The 12,798-nt window shown below is 66.6% G+C and carries 14 protein-coding genes; 7 read left to right on the top strand and 7 right to left on the bottom strand.

The genetic code is table 11. The features are described from left to right. Positions 1–361 precede the first annotated feature (361 nt). From mdtD to AC1DJN_RS15845, 5 genes are all read right to left on the bottom strand, one after another. Complete coding sequence (gene mdtD / locus AC1DJN_RS15865; RefSeq protein WP_025876990.1) at positions 362–1,771, bottom strand: multidrug transporter subunit MdtD; 1,410 nt, start codon at positions 1,769–1,771, stop codon at positions 362–364. Between the two features lie 91 nt (positions 1,772–1,862). Next, positions 1,863–2,945, bottom strand: a complete 1,083-nt coding sequence (gene hemE, locus AC1DJN_RS15860) for a uroporphyrinogen decarboxylase (protein WP_032951968.1) — start codon at positions 2,943–2,945, stop codon at positions 1,863–1,865. Between the two features lie 28 nt (positions 2,946–2,973). Then, entirely contained in the window at positions 2,974–3,213 is a 240-nt protein-coding gene (locus AC1DJN_RS15855) for a WGR domain-containing protein (protein ID WP_025876992.1), read from the bottom strand. A gap of 128 nt (positions 3,214–3,341) precedes the next feature. Next, the gene (gene aroB / locus AC1DJN_RS15850; RefSeq protein ID WP_478013541.1) at positions 3,342–4,454 is read right to left on the bottom strand and encodes a 3-dehydroquinate synthase; all 1,113 of its coding nucleotides are present in this window, start codon (positions 4,452–4,454) and stop codon (positions 3,342–3,344) included. After that, positions 4,451–4,993: a shikimate kinase gene (locus AC1DJN_RS15845; protein ID WP_032976596.1), complete on the bottom strand. Its 543-nt coding sequence runs from the start codon at positions 4,991–4,993 to the stop codon at positions 4,451–4,453. The genes aroB and AC1DJN_RS15845 overlap by 4 nt, the downstream gene beginning before the upstream one ends. A 98-nt stretch (positions 4,994–5,091) precedes the next feature. Between AC1DJN_RS15845 and AC1DJN_RS15840 the strand changes: the two genes are divergently transcribed. Continuing rightward, a complete protein-coding gene (locus tag AC1DJN_RS15840; RefSeq protein ID WP_025876997.1) occupies positions 5,092–5,295 on the top strand; it encodes a dodecin family protein in 204 nt (67 codons plus the stop codon). A 6-nt stretch (positions 5,296–5,301) separates the two neighbouring features. On the opposite strand, the gene AC1DJN_RS15835 is transcribed toward AC1DJN_RS15840, so the two are convergent. Then, complete coding sequence (locus AC1DJN_RS15835) at positions 5,302–6,129, bottom strand: kinase (protein ID WP_313446577.1); 828 nt, start codon at positions 6,127–6,129, stop codon at positions 5,302–5,304. A gap of 40 nt (positions 6,130–6,169) precedes the next feature. Between AC1DJN_RS15835 and pdxH the strand changes: the two genes are divergently transcribed. From pdxH to AC1DJN_RS15820, 3 genes are all read left to right on the top strand, one after another. Further along, the gene (pdxH, locus tag AC1DJN_RS15830) at positions 6,170–6,769 is read left to right on the top strand and encodes a pyridoxamine 5'-phosphate oxidase (protein ID WP_032976598.1); all 600 of its coding nucleotides are present in this window, start codon (positions 6,170–6,172) and stop codon (positions 6,767–6,769) included. Between the two features lie 9 nt (positions 6,770–6,778). Then, positions 6,779–7,126 carry a YqfO family protein gene (locus AC1DJN_RS15825; protein WP_032976599.1) on the top strand — a complete coding sequence of 116 codons (348 nt, stop codon included), beginning with the start codon at positions 6,779–6,781 and terminating at the stop codon, positions 7,124–7,126. Positions 7,127–7,312: 186 nt separating this feature from the next. Beyond that, a complete protein-coding gene (locus AC1DJN_RS15820) occupies positions 7,313–7,777 on the top strand; it encodes a DoxX family protein (RefSeq protein WP_442251742.1) in 465 nt (154 codons plus the stop codon). A 145-nt stretch (positions 7,778–7,922) separates the two neighbouring features. Here the strand turns inward: AC1DJN_RS15820 and prpR are convergent, their stop codons facing one another. Beyond that, positions 7,923–9,506 carry a propionate catabolism operon regulatory protein PrpR gene (gene prpR / locus AC1DJN_RS15815; protein ID WP_032976601.1) on the bottom strand — a complete coding sequence of 528 codons (1,584 nt, stop codon included), beginning with the start codon at positions 9,504–9,506 and terminating at the stop codon, positions 7,923–7,925. Positions 9,507–9,659: 153 nt separating this feature from the next. Between prpR and prpB the strand changes: the two genes are divergently transcribed. From prpB to AC1DJN_RS15800, 3 genes are all read left to right on the top strand, one after another. Continuing rightward, a complete protein-coding gene (gene prpB, locus AC1DJN_RS15810) occupies positions 9,660–10,553 on the top strand; it encodes a methylisocitrate lyase (protein ID WP_032976623.1) in 894 nt (297 codons plus the stop codon). 35 nt (positions 10,554–10,588) lie between these two features. Next, positions 10,589–11,746: a bifunctional 2-methylcitrate synthase/citrate synthase gene (gene prpC / locus AC1DJN_RS15805; RefSeq protein WP_025877010.1), complete on the top strand. Its 1,158-nt coding sequence runs from the start codon at positions 10,589–10,591 to the stop codon at positions 11,744–11,746. Positions 11,747–11,855: 109 nt separating this feature from the next. Continuing rightward, on the top strand, positions 11,856–12,798 hold a 943-nt coding region (locus AC1DJN_RS15800; protein ID WP_478039447.1), incomplete at its 3' end, for an aconitase family protein.

The following is a 12,798-nucleotide window of genomic DNA, read 5'->3' as shown; positions in this document are numbered from 1 at the left end:
GGTCCGGTGGCGGGGGACGCTGCAAGTACGCCCATGTAAGCTCGGTCGCCGCATCCATGCGGCTCACGCCCCCGCMACCGGACCCACCCCGCCTTCGACAGATTTTCGCGATCTGTCGGAACCGCGTTCTGTGTTGCTGTTGGCAGGTGTCGACCTTGGTCGACCAGTAGATCCACGCCACGCGTGGATGCTTTTCGAGATATTCGATTTCCAATGGAGATTCATCCACGCATGGCGTGGATCTACTGCAGATCGCGGAAATCCGACACCGCCCCGCCATCCCACGGAATACCTGCTGTTGCTGTTGCCGTCGCCCTTGCTTCGGCCTCTGCAGGTGCAGGGCGCAGCCCTGCCGAACCCTCTACTCCGCTACTTCTTCTACCTGGCGCGGCTCGGGCTTGGTGTCGGGCAACTGCCAGAAGATCAGCGTCGACGTGAGCGTGATCGCGCCCACGCACAGGAACGTGGCGTGCAGCGCAGCCGTGGCGCCGTGGCCTTCCAGCTGCGTGCCGAATGCGGCCAGCAGGCTGCCTGCGGCGGCTGCACCGAAGCCGGCGGCGAGCATCATCACCATCGACAGCAGGCTGTTGCCGGAACTGGCGAACTCGCGGTCGAGGTCGCGCAGGGTGACGGTGTTCATCACGGTGAACTGCAGCGAATTGACCGCACCGAAGAACGCCAGCTGCAGCAGGCGCACGGCAAGGTGCTGGCCCGGTGTCATCAGGATGAAGCTGGCCATCGCCAGGCCGACCAGCACGGTGTTGGTCATCAGCACGCGGCGATAGCCGTAGCGTTCAACCAGTTTCACCGCCAGCTTCTTCGACACCATGCCTGCGGCGGCCACCGGCACCATCATCAGGCCGGCGTTCATCGGCCCGAGGCCAAGGCCGACCTGCAGCAGCAGCGGAATCAGCATCGGCATGGCACTGCTGCCGATGCGCGAGAACAGGTTGCCGAGAATGCCGATGCGGTAGCTGGGCACGCGGAACAGTGCAAGTGAGAACAGCGGTGCCGTTGAATTTGCCGCGTGCAGCCAGTAACCGACCAGCGCGGCCAGGCCGGCCACGGTCATCAGCATCACCAGCGCGTGAGGTGTACCGAGCCCGGAAATCCCATCCAGTGCCAGCGACAGCACCACCATCGCAAAGGCCAGCATGGCGTAGCCGCGAAGGTCGAACCGGGTGCGGTGGCTGGCGTAGTGGTCGGGCATGATCTTCATCGCCGCGATGAAGCCGATGACGCCGATCGGCAGGTTGATCAGGAACACCCAGTGCCACGAGGCGATCTCGACCAGCCAACCACCCAGCGTGGGGCCGATCAGCGGACCCACCAGTGCGGGAATGGCGATGAAGCTCATCGCACGCAGGAAGTCCTCGCGTGGCACCGAGCGCATCACCGCCAGGCGCCCGACCGGCAGCAGCATCGCGCCGCCGATGCCCTGCAGTACGCGCGCGGCCACCAGCTGGTGCAGCTGCTGCGCCATCGCGCAGGCCAGCGAGCCTAGGGTGAACAGGATGATCGCCACCAGGAAGGTGCGTCGGGTTCCGTAGCGGTCGGCGATCCAGCCGGAGGCGGGAATGAAGGTGGCCACTGCCAGCGCGTAGCTGAAGACCACCGACTGCATCTGCAGGGGGCTTTCGCCAAGGCTGGCCGCCATCGCCGGCAAGGCGGTGTTGACGATGGTCGAGTCCAGCATCTGCATGAAGATCGCCAGCGAAACCAGCCACAGCAGGGGACGCTGGCGGGTGTAGGTCGATGGCGCTGTGGACATGGGGCGTGGCCGGTGCAACGTGGGGGCGCCATGATCGCGCACTGCGGGTCACGGCGCGATCAACATCGCGCCGTGATTGCCTGCGCGATGCTCAGCGTTGGCTGTGTGCGTGCACTGCGTCGACCAGCACCTGTACATGGGCCGGGTCCATGTCCGGCGACATGCCGTGGCCGAGGTTGAACACATGGCCCTCGCGTGAACCACCGTTGCCGGCGGCATAGGTATCGAGCACGCGTGCGGCCGCCGCGGCGATCGCATCAGGCGAGGCATACAACGTGGTCGGATCCAGGTTGCCCTGCAGCGCTACGCGGCCACCGGTGCGGCGCAGCGCTTCGTCCAGGTCCAGCGTCCAGTCCAGGCCGAGCGCATCGGCGCCGGTCTGCGACAGCGCTTCCAGGTGCAGGCCGGTGCCCTTGCCGAACAGGATCAGCGGCGTGCGCTCGCTGCCTTCGCCGCGCTCCAGGCCTTCGGCGATGCGCTGCAGATAGCGCAGCGAGAACTCGCGGTACATTGCCGGCGACAGCACGCCGCCCCATGTGTCGAACACCTGCAGGGCCTGCGCACCGGCCGCGCGCTGCGCGCCGAGGTAGGCAATCACCGCGTCGGTGGTTACCTCCAGCAGGCGGTGCAGGGCCTGCGGATGGTTCAGCGCCATCGCCTTGATGCGCGCGAAATCCTTGCTGCCGCCGCCTTCGACCATGTAGCAGGCCAACGTCCACGGGCTGCCCGAGAAACCGATCAGCGGCACCTGGCCATCCAGTTCGCGGCGGATCAGGCGCACCGCGTCCATCACATAGCCCAGATCCTGCTCCATGTCCGGCACCGCCAGCCTGGCGATGGCCGCTTCATCGCGTACCGGGTGGCGGAACTTCGGGCCTTCGCCTTCGACGAAGTACAGCTCCAGGCCCATTGCATCGGGAATGGTGAGGATGTCCGAGAACAGGATGGCCGCGTCCAGCGGGAAGCGACGCAGCGGCTGCAGGGTGACTTCGCAGGCGATCTCCGGGTTCTTGGCCATGGCCAGGAAGCTGCCGGCCTTGGCCCGGGTGGCGCGATATTCCGGCAGGTAGCGGCCGGCCTGGCGCATCAGCCAGACAGGGGTGCAGTCCACCGGTTCGCGGCGCAGGGCGCGCAGCAGGCGATCGTTGCGGAGAGGGCTGGTCACAGTGGGCATTCCTTGGGCGAAAAGAGCAGCGGCGCAGTCAGTCGCCGTGCGAAAGAATCTGGAAGCCCCGATGCAGTTCGGCATCGCGGGCCTTGTCGTAGGCGTGGCGGGCTTCGTCGGCCGTCAGGTACAGCTCGCGCCGCAGCTGCGAGCGGGCGCCGACGCGGCCGGATTCACGCAGCAGTTCCCAGCCGCCGAACAGGTCCGGGACCAGGGTCAGGCGCAGGAAGCGCGGTGCCTGGGCACCGTCGGCGGGTTGTTGCAGGTGGACGTGCATGGCACCGATTGTAGCGGGGGCGAGGTGAGCCCTGCCGCAACGCTGATCCGGTAATGCCGGCCGCTGGCCGGCAACCTCATGAAACCTCCCAGGTAGCGCCGGGGCATGCCCGGCGAACGCGGAAGCGGTCAGCCTGCGCCCAGCACCTTCAGTACCGCCGCTTCATCCACGTCCGGTACGACTTCGGCGCGGCCCATGCCACGCCACAGCACCAGGCGCAGGCGACCGGCCACGTTCTTCTTGTCCAGGCGCATGCGGCCGAGCAGGGCCTGCGGGTCCAGCCCGGCGGGGATTGCCACCGGCAGGCCAAGCTGTTCAAGCAGCGCCTGCAGGCGCACCCGGTCGGCGTCGTCGGTCAGGCCCAGGTGGGTGGAGAGGCGTGCCGCCAGCACCATGCCCACCGCTACGGCCTCACCGTGGTTCAGCGCATCACGCCCCGGTGCCGAGTAGCCCTGTTCGGTTTCGATCGCGTGGCCGAAGGTGTGTCCCAGGTTGAGCAGGGCTCGCTCGCCCTTCTCGAAGGGATCGCGCTCGACGATGGCGGCCTTGTGCCGGCAGCTGCGGGCGATGGCCTCGGCGATGACCGCATCTTCGCCGGCCACCAGTGCGTCGGCATGCTGCTGCAGCCACTCGAAGAACACCGCATCGCCCAGCGCGCCGTACTTGACCACTTCGGCCAGGCCTGCGCGCAGTTCACGCGGCGGCAGGGTGGCCAGCACGCGGGTGTCGGCGATCACCGCACGGGGCGGGTGGAACGCACCGACCAGGTTCTTGCCGGCCGGGATATCCACGGCGGTCTTGCCGCCCACCGAGGAGTCGACCATCGCCAGCAGCGTGGTTGGCAGCTGCACGCAGTCGACGCCGCGCATCCAGCAGGCCGCGGCAAAGCCGGCGAGGTCGCCGACCACACCACCACCTAGGGCGAACACGCAGGCATCGCGGGTCGCGCCGAGTGCGGCCAGCGCCTCGATGACCGAGCCGAACTCGGCCAGGGTCTTGGAGGCTTCGCCGGCGGCCAGCACATGCTCACTCAGGATCAGGTCCGGGCGTGCGGCCAGCAAAGTTTGCTTGACGGCATCCAGATAGCGTGGCGCAACCTCGGTGTCGCTGACCAGCAAGACATGGCGGCCACGCACATGGCTGGCCAATGCGGCGCCATCGGCCTGGGCGCCGGCACCGATGGTGATGGAATAGGGACGGTCGCCGCCAACGGCGACCTGCAGCAGGGCAGGGGAGGTCATGCAGTGGGGTCCTGTCGCTGCCAGTGCGTGGCCAGCTTGACAACAAGCTGGGCAGTGGCATCGGCGGCGGTAAACGGGTCGGTATCAAGAGTGACATCGGCGAGGTCGCGATACAGCGGGTCGCGATGCGCGGCCAGATCATGCAGCACCTGTTCGCGGTCCGGCCGCTGCAGCAGTGGCCGGGCCTTGTCGCGTGACAGACGCTCCAGCTGGGCTGCGACGCTGACCCGCAGGTAGACGACAAAGCCTCGCTTGGCGATCAGGGCGCGATTGTCCGGGTCAAGCACGGCACCGCCGCCGGTGGACACCAGCTGGCCACGGCCGGCCAGCACCTGCGCCAGCGCCTGGCGCTCATGGGCGCGGAAACCGGCTTCGCCGGAATGCTCGAAGATCGTGGGGATGCTGGCCCCGGTCGCATCGACGATGGCCTGGTCGACGTCGACGAAGTCCAGCGTGAAGCGCTCGGCGAGGCGGCGGCCGATGCAGGTTTTACCGGCACCCATCGGGCCGATCAGGATCAGGTTCGGAGCGGGATTCATGCCCTCTGATGCTAACACCTCCGTGCCTTGGCCTTTACGTTCTTCACGTCAGGGTGGGGGTTCCTGCGGGGTATCCCGCGACTGATGGAGTGCCTGCCATGTCGGTTGCCAAGGTCATCGAAATCAATGCGTCCTCGCCCAAGAGCGTGGAGGACGCAGTGCGCAGCGGATTGAAGAAGGTGTCCGGGACGGTCAAGGGCATCCAGGGCGCCTGGATCAACGAGACCAAGGTGGTCACCGACGGCAACGGTGAGATCACCGAATGGCGGGTGAATCTGCGGGTCACCTTCCTGGTGGAGTGAGGCTGCTCAGCGCAGCCCTTGCACCTGGCGCTGGGCATCCAGCGCCACTACCCGGTCGGCAATGGCCGGCAGCGCACGCAACGCCTGCCGGCTTACCCGCTCGTAGTACTGCACGAAGCGCTCCAGCTGGGGTCGGTTCATGCCGTGCCGCCCCGGCTGGGCCGCCTGCAGGTTCTGCTCCTGCTGCCAGCGCCAACGCGGCACCACCGAAAAATCAGGGGGTTGCAGGAACCACAAGCGGTCGCAACGCTGCCACAGCGCCGGATAGTCGCGGGCCAGCGCTTGGTTGCACCAGCGCCGCCAACGCCCATCGGCATCGGCCTCGCGCTCCAGGGCGTTGAGCGGGACATCCAGTTCGGCATCGTCCTGCGCCGGGGTGCCCAGGAACCAGCCCTCGAACACCAGCAGGTCCAGCGGCGTTTGCAGCTGCGGCCACTGTGCTTCGGGCAGGCGCTCGTCGGCCAGCTTGTCGAAGCGGGGCAGGGCCAGAGGCTTTCGTGCGGCCACTGCATCCAGTACCGCATGTGCCAGCGGCAGGTCGTGGGTGCCAGGTGGGCCACGGGTGATCAACAACGGATGCACCTGCCGGGCCAGGCGCTGGCGTTGTGCGCGGGTCAGGTAGACATCGTCGATGGACAGCGTTGCGGCGTTCAGGCCACGCGCCTGGGCACGGGCAACCACCTGCGAGGCCAGCGTCGATTTGCCGCTCCCCTGCAGGCCGCTGATCGCCAATACTGGAACGGCTGTGCTGCTGCCCAGCGCGTCATCCAGCGCCTGCTCGACCATTGTTTCGGGGAATCCTTTCACCTGGGGCATGTACGCAGCGGCGACCATGCCGCCACAATAGCCCAAACCGTGTGAGAAGAATGCTGTCATGAGCGACCTGTACGCCGAAGCCCTGTCGACCTTTGCCGCCCTTTTCGAAGAAGCGAAACAGAGCCGCGAAGTCGAGCCCAATGCGATGACCGTGGCGACCGCCGATGTGCAGGGCCGGCCATCGGCGCGCACCGTGCTGTTGAAGGCGTTCGATGAGCGCGGCTTCGTGTTCTACACCCACCTGGACAGCCACAAGGGTAACGAGCTGCAGGCCAATCCGCAGGCGGCGCTGCTGTTCCTGTGGCGCAGCCTGCGCGAGGCSGGCATCCAGGTGCGCATCGAGGGCCGCGTTGAGCAGGTGGCCGATGCCGAGGCCGATGCCTATTTCGCCAGCCGTCCGCGCATGAGCCAGATCGGCGCGTGGGCGTCGCTGCAGTCGAAGACGTTGAACTCGCGCGACGAGTTCGACGCGCGCGTGGCCGAGGTCGAGGCGCGCTTCGAGGGCAAGGACGTGCCGCGCCCGGACGGTTGGAGTGGTCTGCGGGTGGTGCCTGACCGCATCGAGTTCTGGTACGGCGCGCAGTTCCGCCTGCACGAGCGCTGGTGCTATGAAGCGGGTGTCGAAGGTCGCTGGAGCAAGCGCTTGTTGTACCCGTAAGGCACCGTGATGCAACGCGTGCCGCTGTATCGCGTGGTGGTGTTCGTGCCGGTGCCTGCCCTGGAGGCGGTGAAGCAGGGCATCCTTTCGGTGGATGCACTGGCGGCCGGCGATTACGAGCACGGCCTGTGGTGGTCCGCGCCGGGGTTCGAACAGTTCCGGCCACGCGTGGGTGCGATCCCCACGCAGGGCGAGGCGGGGCAGACCGAGGTGGTCGACAGCGTGCGGCTGGAGTTCTGCCTGCCGCGCGATCCGCAGCGGCTACAGCGCATCCTCGAGCACGGCATCGTGCCGCATCACCCGTGGCAGGTGCCGGTGGTGCAGGTGGAAGAGATCGAGCTGCTGCTGGCCGGGTAGATCCACGCCATGCGTGGATGGAAAGGTCGGTACACCTGCATCGTAGGGTCGAGCCTGTACGACTGCCATTGTTCCAACGCGTACCACTGCGAGAGCCTTTTGTCGCGAACGGACCGGCCAGCTTCATGTGCGAGCAGGTCAGCGAACCGCACACTCCGACCGATGCCCTCGAAATCCGGAGTCGCCATGCCCTCCTGGCGTTGCCTGTTTACCGTGCCACCGCCGCGCCAGGGCGTGGAGGCGTTCCTGTTGCTGCTCGCCCGTGTCGTCGCCGGGGTGATGTTCTGCGTATCGGGCTGGAACAAGGTACTCACCGACGCCGGGCGCGAGCGCATGGTGCATACGCTGGTCGATGCAGGTATCCCGTTTCCCGTGTTCAGTGCGCCGGTGCTCGGCGGCATTGAATGGATCGCAGGTGGACTGCTTGTACTGGGCCTGCTCAGTCGTCCATCGGCACTGCTGCTGGCGGGGATCTGCGCGGTGGCGGCGCTGACCGATGGCATCGCGCGTATCCCTGCGGGGCTGAGCGTGCCGGATTGGCTGAGCTGGTTCTTCTACCTGAGCGAAGTGCCACTGGGCGTGCTGCTGCTATGGGTTGTGGCCGTGGGCAGTGGACGGTTCGCCATCGAAGCGCGCGCGGCGCTCCAGTAGATCCACGCCATGCGTGGATGGGGTGCTTGAGAAAATGCGGTGCGCACCAAGGTTTGCACCCACCTGGCATCGGTCTGCCCTCAACAGACATCGGCGGTTCGCCCCCTGCCTTGCATCGGTTCTGCACCACCCAGACGGCAGGACGTTACAGCCCCTCCGCGCGCAGCCATCGCCACAGCGTGGTGCGTGACACACCCAGCGCCTGCGCCATGCCTTCGCGGTCATTGCGGTGTTCCTGCAGCAGCGCTTGCAGCTGCGCACGCGGCGGGCGCTTGCCGTTGTTTTCCACTGGCAGTGTGGCGGCGCCTTCGTTCACCAGCTCCGGCGCCAGCTGCAGCAGGCGCGCTGCATCGATCAGCCCCTCACCCGGCTGCCAGTGGATGCGCAGCCTATCCACCAGATTGCGCAGTTCACGTACGTTGCCTGGCCAGTCGGCAGCGCTGAGCAGGGTCAGCGCTTCTGCATCCAGCGGTGCATCGATGCCGCGCAGTTCGCGGAAGAAGTGCGTGGTCAGCAGCGGGATATCGCCTCGACGTGCACGCAGAGTGGGCAGTGCGATGCGCAGCGCGGCCAGCCGGTAGTACAGGTCGCGACGGAAGCTGCCAGCCGCCGCGCGCTGCTCCAGCGATTGCAGGGTGGCGGCAACCACGCGCAGGTCGACCGGGGTCGGTTCGGTGGCGCCCACGCGCAGCACTTCGCGTTCTTCCAGCACCCGCAGCAGGCGGGTCTGCAGCGGCAGCGGCAGTTCACCGATCTCGTCCAGGAACAACGTGCCGCCATCGGCTGCCTCGACCAGGCCGACGCGCCCCCCGCGACGCGCACCGGTGAAGGCGCCGTCGCTGTAGCCGAACAGCTCCGCTTCCAGCAGKGATTCGCTGATCGCMCCGCAGTTCAGYGCRACGAAGCGACCGCGACGACCGCTGGCGGCGTGCAGCTGGCGTGCAACCAGTTCCTTGCCGGTGCCGGTCTCGCCGGTAACCAGTACGGTGCTGTCGTGCGGGGCGTACAGCGCGATCTGTGCGCGCACGTCGGCCATCGCATTGCTGTCGCCGAGCAGGGCATGCGCATCGTTGCGTGCGGCGGTGCGGCGGCGCGGAGCAGGCCGGCTGCCGCCGGAGCGAGCCATGGCCTGGGTCAGCTCCAGCGCATGCTCGAACGCCTGCCGCACCGAATCAGCCGAGTACAGCAGCACGCCGGGCAGTCCGGCCTGTTCAGCATGGTCGATGGCCATGCCGGTGCCGACGATCACTTCGATACCGTTGGCGCGCAGGTCGGCGATGCAGTCGCGGGCATCTTCGCGGGTGACGAAGCGGCGGTGCTCGATGTCCAGGCCGAAGCTCTGCTGGAAGCTGCTGAACACCGGCACGTCGCTGGCATGGGTGACCAGGCCGATGCGTGGGGCGATGCGGCGGGCGCGCGCCAGCGCTTCCATCAGGTCGAAGCCATTGGCATGGATCGGTACCAGCGGCAGGTCCAGGCGACCGCGCAACCAGGCTGCATTGGAGCCGCCGGCAATCACCACGTCGCAGTGCTCGCGGCGCAGGCGCTGGCCGATCACTTCCACGGCCTCCTCGAAGCCCAGGTTGATCTGCTCGATGCGCGCGCGGCGGTCGAATTCGGGAATGACATCGCCCAGCAGGCCAGTCAGGCGCGAAACGCTGACCGTCCAGATCACCGGGCGGCCGGGGTCGGCATCGGCGTGGCGCAGTGGCGAGCGGGGCAGGTACATGCATGGATACCGGGAGGCGATGTTTCATGATACATCTGTTTCAATGTTTCATATGTTTCAGCGTTGCGGGCCCGTCATCCCCGTGAAATCAACCGCTTGCAGGTTGGCATGGTGTTTGCGCTTACCCCTGTGTCCTTCAACCTGGATCGCCGCATGACCGTTTCGACCCTCTCTTCCGCCGGTGCCCGCTTCCGTGAGGCGCTGGCTGCCGAATCGCCGCTGCAGGTGATCGGCGCGATCAACGCCAACCATGCGCTGCTGGCCAAGCGCGCGGGTTTCCGTGCCATCTACCTGTCCGGCGGTGGCGTAGCCGCCGGCTCGCTGGGCCTGCCGGACCTCGGCATCAACACGCTGGAAGACGTGCTGGTGGACGTGCGCCGCATCACTGACGTCTGCGACCTGCCGCTGATGGTCGACATCGACACCGGCTTTGGCCCGAGCGCGTTCAACATCGCGCGCACGGTGAAGTCGCTGATCAAGGCTGGCGCGGCCGCCTGCCATATCGAAGACCAGGTCGGCGCCAAGCGCTGCGGTCATCGCCCGGGCAAGGAGATCGTCTCGCAGGGCGAAATGGTCGACCGCGTGAAGGCCGCTGCCGATGCCAAGACCGATCCGGACTTCTTCCTGATCGCGCGCACCGACGCCATCCAGGTGGACGGCGTGGACAAGGCCATCGAGCGTGCCATCGCCTGCGTCGAAGCCGGTGCCGACGGCATCTTCGCCGAGGCCGCCTATGACCTGGATACCTACCGTCGCTTCGTTGATGCGGTGAAGGTGCCGGTGCTGGCCAACATCACTGAATTCGGCGCGACCCCGCTGTTCAGCCGCGACGAGCTGGCCTCGGCCGGCGTKGCCATCCAGCTGTTCCCGCTGTCSGCKTTCCGCGCCGCCAACAAGGCCGCCGAGAACGTCTACCAGACGATCCGCCGCGAAGGTCACCAGCGCGACCTGATCGACAGCATGCAGACCCGCGAGGAGCTGTATGACCGTATCGGCTACCACGCCTTCGAGCAGCAGCTCGATGCGCTGTTCGCCGCCAAGAAATAAGCAGTACCCTGCACCATCAAGTTTCGGAGGGAAACATGAACGATACGACCGCAACCCCGACCTTCAAGCCGAAGAAGTCCGTCGCCCTGTCCGGCACCGCTGCCGGCAACACCGCGCTGTGCAGCGTCGGCCGCAGTGGCAACGACCTGCACTACCGTGGCTACGACATCCTGGACCTGGCCAACACCAGCGAGTTCGAGGAAATCGCCTACCTGCTGGTGCATGGCAAGCTGCCGACCCGCGCCGAGCTGGTCTCCTACAAGGCCAAGCTGAAGTCGCTGCGTGGCATTCCGGCCGCGGTGAAGGCCGCGCTGGAAGAACTGCCGCCGTCGGCGCACCCGATGGATGTGATGCGCACCGGCGTGTCCGTGCTCGGCTGCGTGGCGCCGGAGAAGGATGACCACAACCATCCGGGCGCGCGCGACATCGCCGACAAGCTGATGGCCTGCCTCGGTTCGATGCTGCTGTACTGGTACCACTGGAGCCACAACGGCCGCGCGATCGACGTGGAAACCGATGATGACTCCATCGGTGGCCACTTCCTGCACCTGCTGCACGGCGAGAAGCCRCAGGATTCGTGGGTGAAGGCGATGCACACCTCGCTGATCCTGTACGCCGAGCACGAGTTCAACGCTTCGACCTTCGCCTGCCGTGTCATCGCCGGCACCGGCAGCGACATGTACAGCGCGATCTGCGGTGGCATCGGCGCGCTGCGTGGCCCCAAGCACGGCGGCGCCAACGAAGTGGCGTTCGAAGTGCAGAAGCGCTATGACAATCCGGACGAAGCCGAGGAAGACATCAAGGCCCGCGTGGAGCGCAAGGAAGTGGTGATCGGTTTCGGCCACCCGGTCTACACCGTGTCCGATCCGCGCAACAAGGTGATCAAGGACGTCGCCCGCGAACTGTCCGAAGAGCAGTCGAGCATGAAGATGTACGACATCGCCGAGCGCCTGGAAACGGTGATGTGGGACATCAAGAAGATGTTCCCGAACCTGGACTGGTTCAGCGCCGTCAGCTACCACATGATGGGCGTGCCGACCGCGATGTTCACCCCCCTGTTCGTGATCGCCCGCACCGCCGGCTGGAGCGCGCACATCGTCGAACAGCGTATCGACGGCAAGATCATCCGCCCGAGCGCCAACTACATCGGCCCGGAAGATCGCGACTTCGTGGCCATCGACAAGCGTTCCTGATCATCGCCACTGTTCCATCGCTGCATGCATCCGGCCGGCCCCGCGCCGGCCGGATGCCGTCACCGCCGTATTGCCGGCACCCGGCCCGCCACGAGCATTCCGCCAGCCCATGAATACCGATTACCGCAAGAMCCTCCCCGGCRCSTCGCTGGACTATTTCGATRCSCGCGCCGCCGTCGAYGCSMTCCAGCCCGGTGCCTAYGCCACGCTGCCGTAYACCTCGCGCGTGCTGGCCGAAAACCTGGTGCGTCGCTGCGATCCGGCCACGCTGACCGACTCGCTGAAGCAGCTGATCGAGCGCCGTCGCGACCTGGACTTCCCGTGGTTCCCGGCGCGCGTGGTGTGCCATGACATCCTCGGCCAGACCGCGCTGGTCGATCTGGCGGGCCTGCGTGATGCGATCGCCGACAAGGGCGGTGATCCGGCCAAGGTCAATCCGGTGGTGCCGGTGCAGCTGATCGTCGATCACTCGCTGGCAGTGGAGTGCGGTGGTTTCGATCCGCAGGCGTTCGAGAAGAACCGCGCCATCGAGGACCGCCGCAACGAGGACCGCTTCCACTTCATCGACTGGACCAAGCTGGCCTTCGAGAACGTGGACGTGATTCCGCCGGGCAACGGCATCATGCATCAGATCAATCTGGAGAAGATGTCGCCGGTGATCTACGTGCAGGATGGCGTCGCTTTCCCCGATACCTGCGTGGGCACCGACAGCCACACCCCGCATGTGGATGCGCTGGGCGTGATCGCCATCGGCGTGGGTGGCCTGGAAGCAGAGAACGTGATGCTGGGCCGTGCGTCGTGGATGCGCCTGCCGGACATCATCGGTGTCGAGCTGACCGGTCGGCCGCAGCCGGATATCACCGCCACCGACGTGGTGCTGGCCCTGACCGAATTCCTGCGCAAGGAGCGCGTGGTCGGCGCCTGGCTTGAATTCTTCGGCGAAGGTGCCGCTGCACTCACCATCGGTGATCGCGCCACCATCTCCAACATGTGCCCCGAATACGGCGCAACCGCCGCGATGTTCTACATCGACGGCCAGACCATCGACTACC

It is taken from the genome of Stenotrophomonas sp. 05L414_2, assembly GCF_056397905.1.
Note: the sequence above shows the minus strand (reverse complement) of the source record. Positions and strands in the feature narration are given on the sequence as shown.